This is a genomic window from Pseudomonas sp. B14(2022) (assembly GCF_012030485.1).
GTDB lineage: Bacteria > Pseudomonadota > Gammaproteobacteria > Pseudomonadales > Pseudomonadaceae > Aquipseudomonas.
On the sequence record NZ_JAAUVM010000003.1, the window covers coordinates 195,637 to 212,503 of the forward strand.

The 16,867-nt window shown below is 60.6% G+C and carries 13 protein-coding genes and 1 pseudogene; 8 read left to right on the forward strand and 6 right to left on the reverse strand.

Annotated elements, in window-relative coordinates:
- The first annotated feature begins 7 nt into the window (after positions 1-7).
- Complete coding sequence (locus tag HCF10_RS06745) at positions 8-1,306, forward strand: OprD family porin (RefSeq protein ID WP_131697895.1); 1,299 nt, start codon at positions 8-10, stop codon at positions 1,304-1,306.
- Between the two features lie 188 nt (positions 1,307-1,494).
- Here HCF10_RS06745 and HCF10_RS06750 read toward each other — a convergent pair whose 3' ends face one another.
- Positions 1,495-2,337, reverse strand: coding sequence for a mechanosensitive ion channel family protein (locus HCF10_RS06750; protein ID WP_131697896.1), 843 nt, complete (start codon positions 2,335-2,337; stop codon positions 1,495-1,497).
- Positions 2,338-2,473: 136 nt separating this feature from the next.
- Complete coding sequence (locus HCF10_RS06755) at positions 2,474-2,959, reverse strand: YajQ family cyclic di-GMP-binding protein (protein ID WP_053135814.1); 486 nt, start codon at positions 2,957-2,959, stop codon at positions 2,474-2,476.
- Between the two features lie 123 nt (positions 2,960-3,082).
- On the opposite strand from HCF10_RS06755, the gene HCF10_RS06760 reads away from it, so the two are divergent.
- The 3 genes from HCF10_RS06760 to HCF10_RS06770 are packed head-to-tail and all read left to right on the forward strand — an operon-like array spanning position 3,083 to position 6,661.
- A complete protein-coding gene (locus HCF10_RS06760; protein WP_131697897.1) occupies positions 3,083-4,000 on the forward strand; it encodes a putative 2-dehydropantoate 2-reductase in 918 nt (305 codons plus the stop codon).
- A gap of 46 nt (positions 4,001-4,046) precedes the next feature.
- Positions 4,047-6,080, forward strand: coding sequence for a sensor histidine kinase (locus HCF10_RS06765; protein ID WP_131697898.1), 2,034 nt, complete (start codon positions 4,047-4,049; stop codon positions 6,078-6,080).
- A gap of 2 nt (positions 6,081-6,082) precedes the next feature.
- A complete protein-coding gene (locus HCF10_RS06770) occupies positions 6,083-6,661 on the forward strand; it encodes a cob(I)yrinic acid a,c-diamide adenosyltransferase (RefSeq protein ID WP_098478848.1) in 579 nt (192 codons plus the stop codon).
- A 129-nt stretch (positions 6,662-6,790) separates the two neighbouring features.
- On the opposite strand, the gene HCF10_RS06775 is transcribed toward HCF10_RS06770, so the two are convergent.
- The 3 genes from HCF10_RS06775 to secA all read right to left on the reverse strand — a co-directional run bounded on the left by HCF10_RS06775 (position 6,791) and on the right by secA (position 11,830).
- Complete coding sequence (locus HCF10_RS06775; RefSeq protein ID WP_131697899.1) at positions 6,791-7,735, reverse strand: Nudix family hydrolase; 945 nt, start codon at positions 7,733-7,735, stop codon at positions 6,791-6,793.
- An 18-nt stretch (positions 7,736-7,753) separates the two neighbouring features.
- On the reverse strand, positions 7,754-8,971 hold the full coding sequence (argJ, locus tag HCF10_RS06780) for a bifunctional glutamate N-acetyltransferase/amino-acid acetyltransferase ArgJ (RefSeq protein ID WP_027605527.1): 1,218 nt from the start codon (positions 8,969-8,971) through the stop codon (positions 7,754-7,756).
- 123 nt (positions 8,972-9,094) lie between these two features.
- Positions 9,095-11,830, reverse strand: coding sequence for a preprotein translocase subunit SecA (gene secA, locus HCF10_RS06785; RefSeq protein WP_131697900.1), 2,736 nt, complete (start codon positions 11,828-11,830; stop codon positions 9,095-9,097).
- A 294-nt stretch (positions 11,831-12,124) separates the two neighbouring features.
- Between secA and HCF10_RS06790 the strand changes: the two genes are divergently transcribed.
- Entirely contained in the window at positions 12,125-12,580 is a 456-nt protein-coding gene (locus HCF10_RS06790; RefSeq protein ID WP_027605525.1) for a DUF721 domain-containing protein, read from the forward strand.
- A 4-nt stretch (positions 12,581-12,584) separates the two neighbouring features.
- Here HCF10_RS06790 and HCF10_RS06795 read toward each other — a convergent pair whose 3' ends face one another.
- On the reverse strand, positions 12,585-14,063 hold the full coding sequence (locus HCF10_RS06795) for a helicase HerA-like domain-containing protein (RefSeq protein WP_167655109.1): 1,479 nt from the start codon (positions 14,061-14,063) through the stop codon (positions 12,585-12,587).
- 191 nt (positions 14,064-14,254) lie between these two features.
- Here HCF10_RS06795 and HCF10_RS06800 point away from each other — a divergent pair.
- The 3 genes and pseudogenes from HCF10_RS06800 to HCF10_RS06810 all read left to right on the forward strand — a co-directional run.
- Positions 14,255-14,798 (forward strand): annotated as a pseudogene (locus HCF10_RS06800) (hypothetical protein); the annotation flags it as partial.
- Between the two features lie 184 nt (positions 14,799-14,982).
- Entirely contained in the window at positions 14,983-16,104 is a 1,122-nt protein-coding gene (locus tag HCF10_RS06805) for a glycosyltransferase family 4 protein (protein WP_131697901.1), read from the forward strand.
- Positions 16,097-16,840: a DUF2334 domain-containing protein gene (locus HCF10_RS06810; protein WP_131697902.1), complete on the forward strand. Its 744-nt coding sequence runs from the start codon at positions 16,097-16,099 to the stop codon at positions 16,838-16,840. The genes HCF10_RS06805 and HCF10_RS06810 overlap by 8 nt, the downstream gene beginning before the upstream one ends.
- The last annotated feature ends 27 nt before the right edge of the window (positions 16,841-16,867 follow it).

A 16,867-nucleotide genomic window follows, 5' to 3' on the forward strand; every position in this document is an offset into this window, starting at 1 on the left:
AATCACGATGCGCGTGATGAAGTGGAGCATGATCGCCCTGGCTGTTTCAGCAGGCACCTCGCAGTTCGCAATGGCGTCCGCCCAGGACGATTCCAAGGGCTTTGTTGAAGACAGTACGTTCAGCATCAACACTCGCGCGCTGTACTTCAGCCGCGACTTCCGTAACAACCCGTCGGGCCCGACCTCACAAAGCCGCACTGAAGAGTCCGGCCTGGGCTTCAACGCCCTGTACCAATCGGGCTTCACCCAAGGCACCATCGGTGTCGGTGTTGACGTAATCGGCCTGTTGGGCGTGAAGCTCGATAGCGGCAAGGGTCGTGCGGGTACCGGTCTGTTCCCAACCGGCTCCGATGGTCGTTCACAAGACGATTACTCCAAAGGCGGTGGCGCCGTTAAGTTCCGTATCTCCGATACCGTCCTGAAAATCGGTGACCAGTACACCACAGCTCCAGTGTTCGCGTCCGATGACAGCCGTCTGCTGCCAGAGCTGCCACAAGGCATCTCGATCACCAGCAACGAGATCAAGGGCCTGAAACTGGAAGGCGGTCACTTCACTTCCAGCGTTGCGCAGAACCAGACCTACCATGACAGCCTGGGCCTGACGAAGACCGACTTTGTCGGCGGCGTCTACTCGTTTACCCCAGAGTTCACCGGCAGCCTGTACTACGCGAAAACCGAAGATTACTTCCGCAAGTACTACAGCAACCTGAACTGGACCCATGCGCTTAGCGACGACCAGTCGTTCGCCTTGGACTTCAACATCTACGACACCAAGAGCGAAGGCGAAGGCCTGCAACGCGCTTCCAAAGACAGCGCGCTGCCATTTGATCAGCGTACCAAGCTCGACAACCGCGCATTCAGCTTGCAAGGTGCCTACACCATCGGCGCTCACACCTTTACCTTGGCAGCTCAGAAGGTTACCGGCGACGGCGACTACGGTTACGGTGTAGACGGCGGCGGCACAGTGTTCCTGGCCAACTCCGTTGCCCGTTCCGACTTCAACGCCGAAGGCGAAAAGTCCTACCAGGCTCGTTACGACATCAACATGGCAACCTTCGGCATTCCTGGCCTGAGCTTCATGACTCGTTACGTGACCGGTAGCGGCGCCAACACCGCCACGACGTCGAACGGTAAAGAGTGGGAACGCGACATCGAAGGTAAATACGTGATCCAGAGCGGCCCAGCCAAAGATCTGAGCCTGCGTATTCGCCAAGCGACCTATCGCTCGTCTGACGGCGTGTACTACGGTTCTTCGTCCATCGACGAACTGCGTCTGATCGCGCAATACCCGCTGAACATCTTGTAATTGCTGGTTCAACTACAACGATGACTTAAGGCCTCGGCCTTAAACAAAAAGCCGCTCCCCTGCTTACAAGGGAGCGGCTTTTTCATTGCAGTTTTATTTCGACAAATAATAACTAGCAAGCTAACTAACGAGATTCAGGTGACACGTTTAACCTGACCTGTCGGCCAAGTTAAACACGCTTCTTTCGTTTACTTCGGGGTTGCTTCCTGCATCACGCGAATAACTCGCTGCGGAAATGGAATATCAATCCCCGCCGCCTTTAAACGGTCGCGCGACAGTTCATTCAGCATGAACACTACATCCCAATAATCCGGGGTGTTGGTCCAGCAGCGCAGGGAGACGGTGATTGAGCTATCGCCCAAGGTCGACACCACGGCCACTGCAGCAGGATCAGTCAGTACGCGCGGGTCTTTTGCCAGTTCCAGCAGCACTTCACGGGCTTTTTGCAGATCGGCCTCGTAGTCCACACCCACATCAAACACTACCTTGCGGGTCGGCTGACGGTTGGTGTTGGTGATGATGCCGTTGGACAGGATGCCGTTGGGCACGATCACGGTCTTGTTGTCGCCGGTACGCAGCACGGTGTGGAAGATCTGGATGCTGTCGACAGTCCCCGAGGTGCCCTGGGCTTCGATCCAGTCACCGATGCGGAACGGGCGGAACAACAGAATCAGCACGCCACCGGCGAAGTTGGCCAGGCTGCCTTGCAACGCCAGGCCGATGGCTAGGGTAGCGGCACCGATGGCAGCCACGAACGAGGTGGTCGCCACGCCGATCATCGAGGCCACACTCACAATCAGCATGACTTTCAGCGCGATGTTCGCCAGGCTGGTGATGAAGTGCTGCAGTGCAAGGTCCGCGTTACGCATGGCCAGCAGGCGGCCCACACGGTGGGTCAATACGTTGATCAGCCACCAGCCAATGGCCAGGGTGATCACCGCCAGCAATACCCGGCTGCCGTATTCCATGATCATCGGGATCCACGACTGCGAAGTCTTGATCAAGTGATCCATTTCAGCGTTTAAATCCATGTAGCTTCTCCTGTGTGGCGGATGTGCGGCTTTATTGACTGCCTGGAAACGCAAATGAGCCCCATGGGGCTCATTTGCAGGCGCGGGTTCTGGGGCGTGGGACGTCGAAAACGCCCGCAGGTTCCCCAATGTGCCATCAGTCGCGGAAGTTATTGAACTGCAGCGGCATGTCGAAGGTCTTGGCGCGCAGGGCCGCAATGGCGTCCTGCAGGTCATCACGCTTCTTGCCGGTGACGCGAACCTGCTCACCCTGGATGGCAGCTTGGACTTTCAGCTTGGCATCCTTGATATGGGCGACGATCTTCTTCGCCAGCTCCTTGTCGATGCCTTCCTTGAGTACGGCTTCCTGCTTCATCAGCTTGCCGGAGGCGTAGGCGTCCTTGATTTCAAGGCACTGTGCGTCGATCTTGCGCTTGACCAGCGACAGCTTGAGGATCTCGATCATCGCTTCCAGCTGGAAATCGGCTTCAGCGGTCAAGTTGACGGTCAGCTCCTTTTCCTTGAATTCGAAGCTGCCCTTGCCTTTCAAGTCATAGCGGCGGTCCAACTCCTTGACGGCATTCTCGACGGCGTTGGTGACTTCGTGTTTGTCCAGTTCAGATACCACGTCGAACGAAGGCATGTGATTTCTCCAATATAAGGGGCGGGCTCAGTAGAGATGGAGCGCGCCCGAGCTAAAATGCCGGGGCATTATAGCGGTTCTTTCGTCCCGTTCACTGTGAGCGACCCTACGGAGCAAAAACTGATGTCGACCACCTGGCATATTCTCGGCGCCGGCAGCCTGGGCACGTTGTGGGCCACCCGCCTGGCTCGCGCCGGCTTGCCCGTCAGGTTGATCCTGCGCGATGCCGCGCGACTGGCCAGCTACCGGGCTTCATCAGGCTTGACCCTGGTGGAACACGGCGTAGCCCATACCTACCCGGTGTTCGCCGAAAAACCCGACAGCCCCGAGCCGATTCATCGCCTGCTGGTAGCCTGCAAGGCCTACGACGCCGAGGGCGCGGTCGCACAACTGCAACATCGCCTGGCACCGGACGCCGAGCTGATCCTGCTGCAAAACGGCCTCGGCAGCCAGGACGCGGTGGCCGCGCAACTGCCCCAGGCTCGCTGCATTTTTGCCTCCAGCACCGAAGGCGCGTTTCGCGACGGTGACTGGCGCGTGGTGTTCGCCGGCCACGGCTACACTTGGCTGGGGGACGTGAGCCACCCTACCCCACCGCTGTGGCTGGATGACCTGCACGCTGCCGGCATCCCCCACCAATGGAGTACCGACATCCTGACGCGCCTGTGGCGCAAACTGGCGCTCAATTGCGCGATCAACCCGCTGACTGTGCTTTACCAGTGCCGCAACGGCGAACTGCAGAACCATCAATGTGAAATCGCTACCCTGTGCGCCGAACTTGGCGAACTGCTGGAATGCTGCGGCCAGCCCGCTGCCGCGCTGGATCTGCAGCACGAAGTGGAACGGGTGATCCAGGCCACGGCTGCCAATTACTCGTCCATGTACCAGGACGTGGCCAATGCCCGCCGCACCGAAATCAGCTACTTGTTGGGCTATGCTTGCCAGGCGGCCGCCCGTCACCAATTGAGCCTGCCGCATTTGCAACAACTGCAAGTGCGCCTGGTCAAGCAGTTACTTGCACGCGGATTGCCCAGCGACTGAGCCACGCGCTACCCTGCCCGCCTGTCTATCACCTGGAAAAACCCTGATGCCGCTGCGCCAGCGTCTAGAAAACCTACCGGTCGGGCAGAAATTGCTGGCCGCCCTGCTGGTGCTGCTCACCACTGTCCTGCTGGTGGCCAACCTGACCTTTATCAGTGCCGCCTACTGGATCTCCCAGGAAAGCATGGCACCCCAGGCCTTGCAGGCCATCGGCCGGCTGGTGTCCAACCCGGCCCTCGCCGCCGAAGCCCTTGAATCCCCGGCCAAGGCTGATGCGCTTCTCAATGAACTTACCAGCTATTCGCCCCTGCGCGCCGCCGCCCTGTACGATGGCGAAGGCAATCGCCTGGCGCAGATGCAACACGGCGATCGCCTGCACCTGCCGGACAACTACCGGCATATCGAAGCCTGGCGAGTGACCGAATTTCGCAGTAACCAGGTCATCACCCTGCCCCGCCCCGGCCAACCGTCCGGTCACCTGCTGCTGGTGGCCAGCAGTGAGCTGCCGGTGGCCTTCTATACCGGCACATTGACGGCGAGCCTGGGCATCCTGATTTTCAGTGTGCTGCTATGGTTGATCATCGCCCGGCAGATCAAACGCCTGATCACCCGGCCGATCCATGAACTCGAAGAGCTGTCACGCCAGGTCACCCGCGAAGAGAACTACGCCTTGCGTGCCGGCCGGGGCAACCGCGACGAAATCGGCAGCCTGGCCGAAGCCTTCAACACCATGCTGTCGCGCATCGAAGCCCGGGAGCAGCAGCTCAAGCGCGCGCGGGACGACTCCCAGGCGGCCTACGACCAGGCACAAGGTCTGGCCGAAGAGACACGTCACACCAACCGCAAGCTGGAGCTGGAAGTCCAGGTGCGCAGCAAGATCGAGAAAAAGCTCACCGGTTTCCAGAACTACCTGAACAGCATCATCGACTCAATGCCTTCGGCACTGATCGCCCTGGACGAACAGCTCTACGTCACCCAATGGAATCAGGAGGCCACGGCCTTGTCCGGCACGCGCCTGGATGAAGCGCTGAATCAACCGATCTACCTCGCCTTCCAGCCGCTCAAGCCATACCTGCCGCAGATCAAGGCCACGGTGGAGCAACACACGGTGGAACGCATCGAACGCGTTACCTGGATCAAAGACGACGAACCCAAGCATTACGCCCTGACCTTCTATCCGCTGATGGGCGGTGCCGGGCGCGGCGTGGTGATCCGTATCGACGACATCACCCAGCGCCTGTCACTGGAAGAAATGATGGTGCAGTCGGAAAAAATGCTGTCCGTCGGCGGGCTTGCTGCCGGCATGGCCCACGAGATCAACAACCCGCTGGGGGCAATCCTGCATAACGTGCAGAACATTCGCCGTCGCCTGTCCCCGGACCTGCCCAAGAACCTGGAGCATGCCGAGCAGGTGGGCATTGAGCTGGGCACGGTCAACCGCTACCTGCAAAGCCGCGAAGTGCCGCAACTGCTCGACGGTATCCAACAGGCAGGGGCGCGGGCGGCGAAAATCGTCACCCACATGCTCAGCTTCAGCCGCCGCAGCAACCGGCAGATGGCGCCTTGTGACTTGCCGGCGCTGATCGACCAGGCGGTAGAAATCGCCGGTAACGACTTTGACCTGGCTATTGGCTTCGACTTCAAGGGCCAGGCGATCATACGTCAGTTCGACCCGCAGCTGGGCCCCGTGCCCGGCACGGCCAACGAACTGGAACAGGTGCTGCTCAACCTGCTGAAAAACGCCGCCCAGGCCATTCATCTGCGCGAAGACGACAGCGAACCGGGGCGCATCATCCTGCGCACGCGCCTTAACCCGCCGTGGGCGGAAATCCAAGTGGAAGACAACGGCATCGGCATGAGCGAGAGCGTGCGCAAACGCACCTTCGAACCGTTCTTTACCACCAAGGAAATCGGCCAGGGCACCGGGCTTGGGCTGTCGGTGTCGTATTTCATCATCACCAACAACCACAAAGGCCAGATGGAAGTGCATTCCACCCTCGGCCAAGGCACCTGCTTCACCTTGCGCCTGCCCTTGGCGGGCCAACTGCCACCTTACGAACTCACCCAACTGGAGCACTGACCATGGGCTTTCGCCTGTCGAAGATTTATACCCGCACCGGCGATAAAGGCGAAACTGGCCTTGGTGACGGTCGCCGCGTGCCCAAGGACCATCCCCGGGTGGAAGCCATCGGCGAGGTCGATACGCTGAATAGCCAGTTGGGGTTACTGCTGGCGTATCTCGAAGCGCTCGGCGGGCAGCATCCAGGCTTACAGGACGTGATCGAGGTGCTTACGCCTTGCCAGCATCGATTGTTCGATCTGGGCGGCGAGTTGGCGATGCCAGAGTACAAGGCACTGAACGCGGCGGAAGTTGATCGGCTGGAAGCGGCGATTGATCGCTGGAACGAGGAAGTCGGACCGCTTGAAAACTTTATCTTGCCTGGTGGTTCAGCGCTGATTGCCCAGGCCCATGTATGCCGCAGCCTGGCGCGCAGTGCCGAACGGCGCTGTCAGCATTTGAATGCTGTCGAGCCGTTGGAAGGGGTGGGGTTGGCGTATATCAATCGGCTGTCGGATTTGTTGTTTGTGGCGGCAAGGGTGATTGCCAGACGCCAGGGAGTTGCCGAGGTTTTGTGGCAGGCGGCGGCAAAGCCACACTGATGATGATTCGGTGACTGACAGGGCCTCATCGGGGGCAAGCCCCCTCCCACATTTTGATCACATTCCAAAGTTGGAACTCGGTCGAATGTGGGAGGAGGCTTGCCCCCGATAGGGTCCTTCAGAGCGTCATCAAACCTCAGGCCAGAACGCCCGAATCCCTGCGACACCTTGAGCCCCGGCTTCCCACGCCTGCTCCCGCTGCGCAGGCCCTACCCCACCCAACAGAAACACCGGCTTGCTGAACCCACGGATCAACTCCGCCGCCTGCTCCCAGCCCAACGGCTGGGCATCTGGATGGGTCTGGGTCGGCTGCACCGGCGACAGCGTGACAAAGTCCACGTCCATCAATTCCGCCAACGCCAATTCTTCCGCGTTATGGCATGAAGCCCCCAACCAGCGATCCTTCGGCAACGGCCGGCCCTTGCTCGCATATTTGCGCAGTTGGGCCGAGGTCATATGCCAGCCGGCCGCCGGGAAGTCCCCGAGCCATTCAAACGGCCCCTTGAGCATCAACTGCGCCTTACCGGCGCACAGGCCCACCGCATCTACCGCGAGGTCGCGGTATTTGGGGTCGTAACCGTTGGGCGCCCGCAGCTGGATCAGCTTGATACCGCCAGCGACAGCCTTCTGAATCCCGCGCAAGAGCGTCGGCGTTTCCAGCTCGCCCGGCGTGATCAGGTAGTCGGCGGGCAAGCGTGCAGCAGCCACAATCGGCGCATTGGCCGCTGGGAACTCATAGTTGGGCAGATCGCGCGGGGCCACCCACTCCAGCGGTTGTCCCTCGGCACCGTGGGGCTCGCCGGTAAAGGCCGAGACTTCCCAGACATCCAGCAACACCTGTTTGTCCGGGTAGTCATGCTGCACCTTGATCAGCGGTCTCGCCGTGGTGACCTGGATGCCCAGTTCTTCCTGCAACTCACGGGACAGGGCCGTGGCGACCGACTCATCGGCCTCCACCTTGCCACCGGGAAACTCCCACAGGCCGCCCTGATGCTGGGTATCGGCACGGCGCGCCAGCAGGATCCTGCCGTCGACACCGCGGATCACCGCTGCTGCTACATGCACTCGTTTCACCGCGCTTATCCTCTTCTATCAGGTGCGGTATTCCGCATTGATCTTCACGTACTCGTGGGACAGGTCGGTGGTCCAGATGGTTTCGCTGCACTCACCGCGACCGAGCTCGATACGGATGGTGATCTCTTCCTGCTGCATCACCGCCGAGCCCTGGGCTTCGGTGTAGGTTTCGGCGCGGGCGCCACGGCTGGCAATGCACACGTCGCCCAAGAACACGTCGATCTTGCTCACGTCCAGGTCCGGCACGCCGGCACGGCCGACGGCAGCCAGAATGCGACCCCAGTTCGGATCGGAGGCGAACAGCGCGGTCTTGATCAGCGGCGAGTGGGCCACGGTGTAGCCGACATCCAGGCATTCCTGGTGGTTGCCGCCGCCGTTGACTTCAACGGTCACGAACTTGGTCGCGCCTTCACCGTCACGCACGATGGCCTGGGCCACGTCCATGCACACCTCGAACACCGCCTGCTTCAGCGCCGCGAACAGCGGGCCGCTGGCCTCGGTGATTTCCGGCAGGTTGGCCTGGCCGGTGGCGATCAGCATGCAGCAGTCATTGGTGGACGTATCGCCATCAATGGTGATGCGGTTGAACGACTTGTTGGCACCGTCCAGGATCAGACTGTGCAGCACATCGCGGGAAACCTTGGCGTCAGTGGCGATGTAGCCAAGCATGGTGGCCATGTTCGGGCGAATCATGCCCGCGCCCTTGCTGATACCGGTCACGGTAACCGTCACACCGTCGTGAACGAACTGGCGGCTCGCGCCTTTTGGCAGGGTATCGGTGGTCATGATGCCGGTGGCGGCAGCTGCCCAGTTATCCACAGACAAGTCATCCAGCGCGGCTTGCAGGGCGCCTTCGATTTTCTCGACCGGCAGCGGCTCACCGATGACGCCCGTGGAGTAAGGCAGCACCTGGCTGGCGTCCACACCGGCCAGTTGGGCCAGCTTGGCGCAGGTACGCGCAGCGGCGACCAGCCCTGGCTCGCCGGTACCGGCGTTGGCATTGCCGGTGTTGGTCAGCAGGTAACGGATCGAGCCGGCAACACGCTGCTTGGCCAGGATCACCGGCGCGGCACAGAAGGCGTTGAGGGTGAACACGCCCGCAACGGTCGAGCCTTCGGCACAGCGCATCACCACCACATCCTTGCGCCCTGGGCGCTTGATGCCGGCCGAAGCGATACCGAGCTCAAACCCGGCAACCGGGTGCAATGTGGGCAAAGGACCAAGACCAACAGCCATGAATGCGCTCCTTAAATATAGGTGATGTCTGTGCCGTCGTGATCGACGGTGAAATTAATGGCAAAACGCCGCGACGGCGGGGGCCGGTCGCGGCGCGGGGTGTAGCAGCGTCAGGCGAAAATCTTATTCGATCTGGCCGTGGCAGTGTTTGAATTTCTTGCCCGAACCGCAATAGCACAGTTCGTTGCGGCCCAGCTTCTGCTCGTTGCGAACCGGGGTCTGGGCCAGGACCACATCGACCTCTTCACCCAATACTTCAGGCGCTTCCAGGCCAGGTGCCTCGTCGTGCTGGAACTGCAAGCGCGCAGCCAGTGCCTCGGCTTCCTGGCGCAGGCGAGCTTCTTCCTCGATCGGGTCTTCGCGACGCACCTGAACGTGGGACAGCACGCGAATCGAATCGCGCTTGATCGAATCCAGCAACTCGGAGAACAGCGTGAACGACTCGCGCTTGTACTCCTGCTTCGGGTTCTTCTGGGCATAGCCACGCAGGTGGATACCGTGACGCAGGTGGTCCATGGTCGACAGGTGGTCTTTCCACAGGTCGTCCAGCACACGCAGTACGATTTGCTTCTCGAAGGTGCGCAGTGCTTCGGCACTCGCCTGCTCTTCTTTCTCGTTGTACGCGGCCAGCAGCTCGGTCATGAGCTTCTCGCGCAGGGTCTCTTCGTACAAGTGGTCGTCTTCGTCGAGCCACTGCTGGACCGGCAAGTCGACACCGAAGTCGCTCTTCAACGCCGCTTCCAGACCGGCGACGTCCCACTGTTCAGGCAGCGATTGTGGCGGGATATGTGCGCTGACGGTGGCGTTGAGCACGTCCTGACGGAAATCGGCGATGGTCTCGCCAATGTTGTCGGCGGCCAGCAACGTGTTACGCATGTGATAGATCACTTTACGCTGTTCGTTGTTGACGTCATCGAACTCGAGCAGTTGCTTACGAATGTCAAAGTTACGGCCTTCGACCTTGCGCTGGGCCTTCTCGATGGCGTTGGTCACCATGCGGTGCTCGATCGCTTCACCGGACTGCATGCCCAGGGCCTTCATGAAGTTTTTCACCCGATCCGAGGCGAAGATACGCATCAGGCTGTCTTCCAGGGACAGGTAGAAGCGGCTGGAACCGGCGTCACCCTGGCGGCCAGCACGACCACGCAGTTGGTTGTCGATACGACGGGATTCGTGACGCTCGGACGCGATCACCTGCAAGCCACCGGATTCCAGCACGGCCTGGTGGCGTTTCTGCCAGTCTGCCTTGATCTGGGCGATCTGCTCGGGGGTCGGGTTGTCCAGCGAGGCCACTTCCACTTCCCAGTTACCGCCCAACAGGATGTCGGTACCACGACCGGCCATGTTGGTGGCGATGGTCAGCGCGCCTGGGCGACCGGCCTGGGCGATGATCTCGGCTTCTTTTTCGTGGAACTTGGCGTTGAGGACCTTGTGCTCGATACCTTCCTTGTTGAGCAGGTTGGACACGTGCTCGGAAGTCTCGATGGTGGCGGTACCCACCAGGATAGGGCGACCTTGGGCCATGCCGTCCTTGATGTCGTTGATGATCGCCGCGTATTTCTCTTCGGCGGTCAGGAACACCAGGTCGTTGAAGTCTTTACGGGCCAGCGGCTTGTTCGGCGGGATAACCACCACCGACAGACCGTAGATCTGGTGGAATTCGAACGCTTCGGTGTCGGCGGTACCGGTCATGCCGGACAGCTTGTTGTACAGGCGGAAGTAGTTCTGGAAGGTGGTGGACGCCAACGTCTGGCTCTCGGCCTGGATGTTGAGCACTTCCTTGGCTTCGATGGCCTGGTGCAGGCCCTCGGACAGACGACGGCCCGGCATGGTACGCCCGGTGTGTTCGTCGACCAGTACGACCTGGCCATCCTGCACGATGTATTCGACGTTGCGATGGAACAGCTTGTGGGCGCGCAGGCCGGCATACACGTGGGTCAACAGGCCCAGGTTGTGGGCCGAGTAGAGGCTTTCGCCTTCAGCCAGCAGGCCGATCTGGGTCAGCATGTCTTCGACGAACTGGTGACCGGCTTCGTTGAGTTCGACCTGGCGGGTCTTCTCGTCGATGGTGAAGTGACCTTCTTTGGTCACCACGCCTTCCACTTCCTCGATGTGCTGCTCAAGACGCGGGATCAACTTGTTGATCTCGGTGTACAGGCGCGAGCTGTCTTCGGCCTGGCCGGAGATAATCAGCGGGGTACGGGCTTCGTCGATGAGGATGGAGTCGACTTCGTCGATCACGGCAAAGTTGAGTTCGCGCTGGAATTTTTCTTCCATGCTGAACGCCATGTTGTCGCGCAGGTAGTCGAAACCGAATTCGTTGTTGGTACCGTAGGTGATGTCGGCGGCGTAGGCGGCGCGCTTCTCTTCCGGCGGCTGGAACGGCGTTACCACGCCGACGGTCAGGCCGAGGAATTCATACAGCGGGCGCATCCAGTTGGCGTCCCGGCGAGCCAGGTAGTCGTTCACCGTCACAACGTGCACGCCCTTGCCGGACAGTGCGTTGAGGTAAACACCCAGGGTGGCTACCAGGGTCTTGCCTTCACCGGTACGCATTTCGGCAATCATGCCTTCATGCAAGGTCATGCCGCCGATCAACTGGACGTCGAAGTGGCGCATGCCCATGACACGCTTACCGGCTTCACGAGCAACCGCAAAGGCTTCGGGAAGCAGCTTGTCGAGGGTTTCACCTTTGGCTATGCGGGCCTTGAACTCTTCGGTCTTGGCGCGCAATTGCTCGTCCGAAAGGGCAACCATCTGCTCTTCGAAGGCATTGACCAGCTGCACCGTCTTGAGCATGCGTTTGACTTCGCGCTCATTCTTGCTTCCAAAAAGTTTCTTTAACAAAGGCGCAAACATATCGGCAGGTTCTTCCACACATAGGGATGGAGGGCGCACCGTGAGTGGCCCGAGCAGCCCTCACGGCCGCATGCGAACGCGCATTCTACCCGGAATCGTGGGTGAGGAAAGTGGCGTTGTTCCCCGAGGCGGGCAAGGGGCTGTGAGAGGGCTTGTTTAAAATAAGGGCTTTTGCGCGAACTTCAACCCGTGGAGCTCATTGATTTTGTGGATAAAGCCCCGGCAATGCATTGCCCGGGGCCGCGTAGACGCTTTCTGCTAAGATGGCCGCTCTGTTACTTAAGGTGTCCAATCATGGCATTTCGCCCTCTTACAGCCCGCGCGCCCAGCGTGTTGCTTCGCGAAGCCAAGCCGTTGAAAGCCATCTTTGGCCATGCGCAACGCTTGGGCCACTTGCAACGCCTGCTCGAAAGCCAACTGCAACCGGCCGCCCGCGAACACTGCCATGTGGCGTCCTGGCGTGAAGGCAACCTGCTGCTGATTGTCACAGATGGCCACTGGGCGACCCGCTTGCGCTATCAGCAAAAACGCCTGCAGCGTCAATTGATGGCATTCGATGAGTTCGCCAGCTTGACGCGCATCCAGTTCAAGGTGCAGCCGCCGACCGTGCAGCAAGGCGCGGCGGGCCACACGATGGACTTGTCGGAGACGGCGGCCGAGACGATTCAGGCCACGGCCGACGGGATCAGCGATCCGGGCTTGCGCGCGGCACTTGAGCGGCTGGCCGCCCATGGCAAGCCCAAACCCTGAACCGCTACTTGCGCTTACTACCTCCCAGCAAAGACCCCAGCAAGCCACGCACCAGTTGGCGCCCCATCTGATTGGCCGCCTGCTGCATCGCGGATTTCAGCGCCTTGCCTGCGGTGGTTCCCAGAAACGCCCCGGCCTTGTCAGTGAAGCTAGGCTCCTCGTCGGACTGCCTGGCCTCTTCGGTCGGTCCAAGCGCCTTGCGCGCCATCAATACTTCATAGGCCGACTCGCGATCAATCGGCTTGTCATAGCGCCCCTGCAACGGCGAACTGCCCACCAATGTGGCGCGCTCAGCGGCGCTCAGCGGCCCGATTCGCGATTGCGGCGGCGCGACCAGTACGCGTTGGACGACTTCCGGCGTACCTTTTTCCTGCAAGGTGCCCACCAATGCCTCTCCGGTGCCCAACTCGGTCAACACCGATAAAGCATCAAACGCCGGGTTCGGCCGGAACCCGTCTGCTACCGCCCGCAAGGATTTCTGTTCTTTCGTAGTGAACGCCCGCAGGCCATGCTGGACCCGCAAACCCAGTTGCGCCAGCACGGTGTCTGGCAGGTCGCCCGGCGATTGGGTAACGAAATACACCCCCACACCCTTGGAACGAATCAGCCGCACCACTTGCTCCAATCGCTCTTGCAAAGCCTTGGGCGTATCCGCGAACAACAAATGCGCCTCGTCGAAAAACAGCGCCAGCAACGGTTTGTCGGCATCGCCGCGCTCCGGCAGTTGCTCGAACAATTCCGCCAGCAGCCACAACAGGAAGGTCGCGTACACCTTCGGCGCTTCATGCACCAGGCGGCTGGCGTCCAGCAGATGGATACGCCCGCTTCCGTCGCTGGTGGGCTGCAAGATGTCTTCAAGCTGCAGGGCCGGCTCGCCAAACAAGGCCTTGGCGCCCTGTTGCTCCAATACTGCCAGACGCCGCAACAGCGCCTGGCTGGAGCCAGTAGTCATCAGCGCCGCGTCTTCGCCGAGCAACTCCGGGTGATAGCGCAGGTGGTTGAGCAGGGCCTTGAGGTCCTTGAGGTCCAGCAGCAACAGGCCCTCGCGATCCGCCACCTTGAACGCCGCGTAAAGGGCCGACTGCTGGCTATCGGTGAGCTCCAGCAAACTGCCGAGCAACAACGGACCCATTTCGCTGATGGTGGTGCGCAGCGGATGACCGGACTGCCCGTGGATGTCCCACAGCGTCACGGGGTACGCCTTGGCCGTGTAATTAAGGAAAGGCATGCCGGCGATACGCTCGGCCACCTTGCCCTGGGGGCTGGCGGCGGCACCCAGACCACAGAGGTCACCTTTGATATCAGCCGCAAATACCGCCACGCCCGCATCACTGAAGGCTTCGGCCAGGCGTTGCAATGTGACCGTTTTGCCCGTGCCCGTGGCGCCGGCGATCAACCCGTGACGGTTGGCCAGGCGCATGGCCTGGGCAATGGGCTGGCCGTCAAGACCGGCACCGATAAGGAGTTGCGTGGAGTCAGGCATTTCGTCACCCATGGTTAATCTTTAGTATCGCCAGGTCTATAAGACAGATGTGAGACCTACAAAGTCTAAAAAACGCTCAGATAGTTCCTACAGGGACCAACGGAAATATCAAACTTTTTTTGACGCTACCCTTCCGCGTGTTCCACAAGGACGCGTCTCGGATATTAAGACCTTAGCGGCCCCTTCAAGCTATGAATAAAAATCTGCGTTTCAGCCATAAAATCCTGCTTGCAGCCGCCCTTATCATCATCGCCGCATTTACGCTGCTCACCCTTTATAACGACTATTTGCAACGTAATGCGATACGCGACGACCCCAATAGCTACCTGCACGAGATGGGCGACGTCACCGCGAACAGTATCCAGACCTGGCTGACCTGACGTATCGCGCTGGTAGAAAACGCCGCACAGAACATCGCCATTAACCCTGAACCCGGTGCGGTTGCCAGCCTGCTGGAGCAGAAACCCCGAATCTCCATCGCCCCCCCAGCGCCAAGATAGCCAGAGCATCGGTGTGGTCGGCGGCGACCTGAGCCTGCAGACCCTGGTGGATAAGGACGATGCCTACGCAATGCTCAGCAAATTTCGCACCTCCGCCGTAATCGCCACCGTGATTGCCGTGGTGATCATCATCGCCCTGCTCGGCATGCTGATACGCGTGCTGCTGCAGCCGCTGCACGTGATGACTCGCGCGATGCAGGACATCGCCGACGGCGAAGGTGACCTGGAACAGCAGGCGGCGCGGTTGAAACAGCTGGTGGGCAGCTTCCGGATCTGACACACACTGCAAAAAACCTTGTCGGAGCAGCCCTGCTCCCACATCTGGCCCGTTTCCAGCTGATGACTGCAGCGACACCTATCCCGATCGAACATCTATCCTTACCTCAGGTCCACGTAGGGGAGAGCAATGGATCGGAGGGATGTTCATCGTGCATATCGCTGACATAACCATGTTCTACGCCCCAGCCAGCGGTGGCGTACGCACTTATCTCGACGCCAAGCACCGGCGCCTGGCGCTCAAGCCGGGCATCCGCCACAGCCTGCTGATCCCCGGTGCACACCTGAGCGAACAGGATGGAATATTCAAGGTGCCGGCCCCCGCCCTGCCCTTCGGCAAAGGCTACCGGTTCCCGCTGCGCCTGGCGCCATGGCGAAACGTCCTACACGATTTACAGCCTGATCTGATCGAGGTGGGTGACCCCTACCTGACCGCCTGGGCCGCGCTGGATGCCCGGCGCCAGCTGGATGTGCCGGTGATCGGCTTTTATCACTCCGACCTGCCGTTGTTGGTGCGCAACCGCATGGGGCCCTGGCTTACCCCGAATGTCGAAGCCTACGTCAGCAAGCTCTATGGGAATTTCGATCGCGTCCTGGCACCCAGCCGGATAATGGCCGACAAGCTCACGGGGCTTGGGGTGAAGAATGTTTTCGTTCAGCCACTAGGGGTGGACCTGCAGACCTTCACCCCGGACAGGCGCGACCCGGGGTTGCGTGCGGAGTTGGGGGTCAGTGAAGACACGCGCCTGCTGATCTTCGCCGGGCGCGGCTCCAAGGAAAAGAACCTGCCAGTGCTGCTCAACTGCATGAAACGCCTGGGGAGTGGCTATCACCTGCTCTTGGTAGGCTCCAGCATGCCTGCCAGCGTGCCGGACAATGTCACGGTCGTCGATGGGTTCAGGCCTGCCCCGCATGTCGCGCGGTTGATGGCCAGTGCCGATGCGCTGCTGCATGGCGGGGACCAGGAAACCTTTGGCCTGGTAATCCTGGAGGCCATGGCTTGCGGGATCCCGGTAGTTGCAGTGGCCGCTGGCGCCTTCACTGAAATTGTCCATGAGCACTGCGGCCTGTTGTGCCCCCCGAACAACCCCAAGGCTATGGCCGATAAGGTGCGCGAGTTGTTCAGCGCCGACAGCCGTCACCTGGGCGCACAGGCACGCCGATATGTGACGCAGCATTATGCGTGGGATGCGGTGGTCGACAGCCTGCTGGGCCATTATCGTGCGGTACTCGGCAGCCACAAGCCGATGCTTTCCCATGGCTGAGCGCTCGGTGTTGCTGGTCTTGCATGACGTGGCACCGCACAACTGGGCCGACTACCGACCGTTTGTCGAAGCCGTTGACGCGCTGGGAGCGGTGCCTGTCACCTGGCTGGTAGTGCCGGACTTTCATCATCGTGATGCACTGTCCAACCAAGGAGACTTTCGACGACTGCTGGACCGCCGCCTGGAGCGGGGCGATGAACTGGCCCTGCATGGCTACTTCCATAGCGATGATCAACCGCCACCGCGCACGCCCAAAGAATGGTTCATGCGTCGCATCTATACTCACGAAGGTGAGTTCTACCAATTGCCACAGGCCCAGGCCCTGGAACGTATTCGCGCCGGCATCGAGGTATTTCGCCGCAACGACTGGCCACTTCATGGGTTCGTTGCACCCGCCTGGTTGATGAGCCAAGGCACCCGTGATGCCTTGCGCCAATTGCCGCTGAACTACACCAGCGATCCACAACACCTGTACCGGCTCCCCGACTTCAGCCGTATCGACGCCCCGGGCCTGGTGTGGAGTGCCCGTAGCAGCTGGCGTCGGGGCTTATCCAAACTCGTCAGCGACCACCGTGAACAGCGCTGGCAGAACGCCCCGGTGATTCGACTGGGGCTGCATCCCGTGGATATGCGCCACGATTTTTCCCGTCGTTACTGGATTGAAACCCTGCAACGCCTGCTGGCCGCTGGCCGCACGCCGCAGACCAAAGTGGCGTGGCTGGCAGCGCAACCCTGAGTCGGGTGGTTTGACGGCTGTCGGACG

Coding starts and splice junctions, on each gene's coding strand:
- secA (WP_131697900.1), bottom strand. CDS start 11,830: ATGTTTGCGCCTTTGTTAAAGAAACTTTTTGGAAGCAAGAATGAGCGC.
- HCF10_RS06760 (WP_131697897.1), top strand. CDS start 3,083: ATGTCGACCACCTGGCATATTCTCGGCGCCGGCAGCCTGGGCACGTTG.
- HCF10_RS06770 (WP_098478848.1), top strand. CDS start 6,083: ATGGGCTTTCGCCTGTCGAAGATTTATACCCGCACCGGCGATAAAGGC.
- HCF10_RS06750 (WP_131697896.1), bottom strand. CDS start 2,337: ATGGATTTAAACGCTGAAATGGATCACTTGATCAAGACTTCGCAGTCG.
- argJ (WP_027605527.1), bottom strand. CDS start 8,971: ATGGCTGTTGGTCTTGGTCCTTTGCCCACATTGCACCCGGTTGCCGGG.
- HCF10_RS06810 (WP_131697902.1), top strand. CDS start 16,097: ATGGCTGAGCGCTCGGTGTTGCTGGTCTTGCATGACGTGGCACCGCAC.
- HCF10_RS06795 (WP_167655109.1), bottom strand. CDS start 14,063: ATGCCTGACTCCACGCAACTCCTTATCGGTGCCGGTCTTGACGGCCAG.
- HCF10_RS06755 (WP_053135814.1), bottom strand. CDS start 2,959: ATGCCTTCGTTCGACGTGGTATCTGAACTGGACAAACACGAAGTCACC.
- HCF10_RS06790 (WP_027605525.1), top strand. CDS start 12,125: ATGGCATTTCGCCCTCTTACAGCCCGCGCGCCCAGCGTGTTGCTTCGC.
- HCF10_RS06765 (WP_131697898.1), top strand. CDS start 4,047: ATGCCGCTGCGCCAGCGTCTAGAAAACCTACCGGTCGGGCAGAAATTG.
- HCF10_RS06805 (WP_131697901.1), top strand. CDS start 14,983: ATGTTCATCGTGCATATCGCTGACATAACCATGTTCTACGCCCCAGCC.
- HCF10_RS06745 (WP_131697895.1), top strand. CDS start 8: ATGCGCGTGATGAAGTGGAGCATGATCGCCCTGGCTGTTTCAGCAGGC.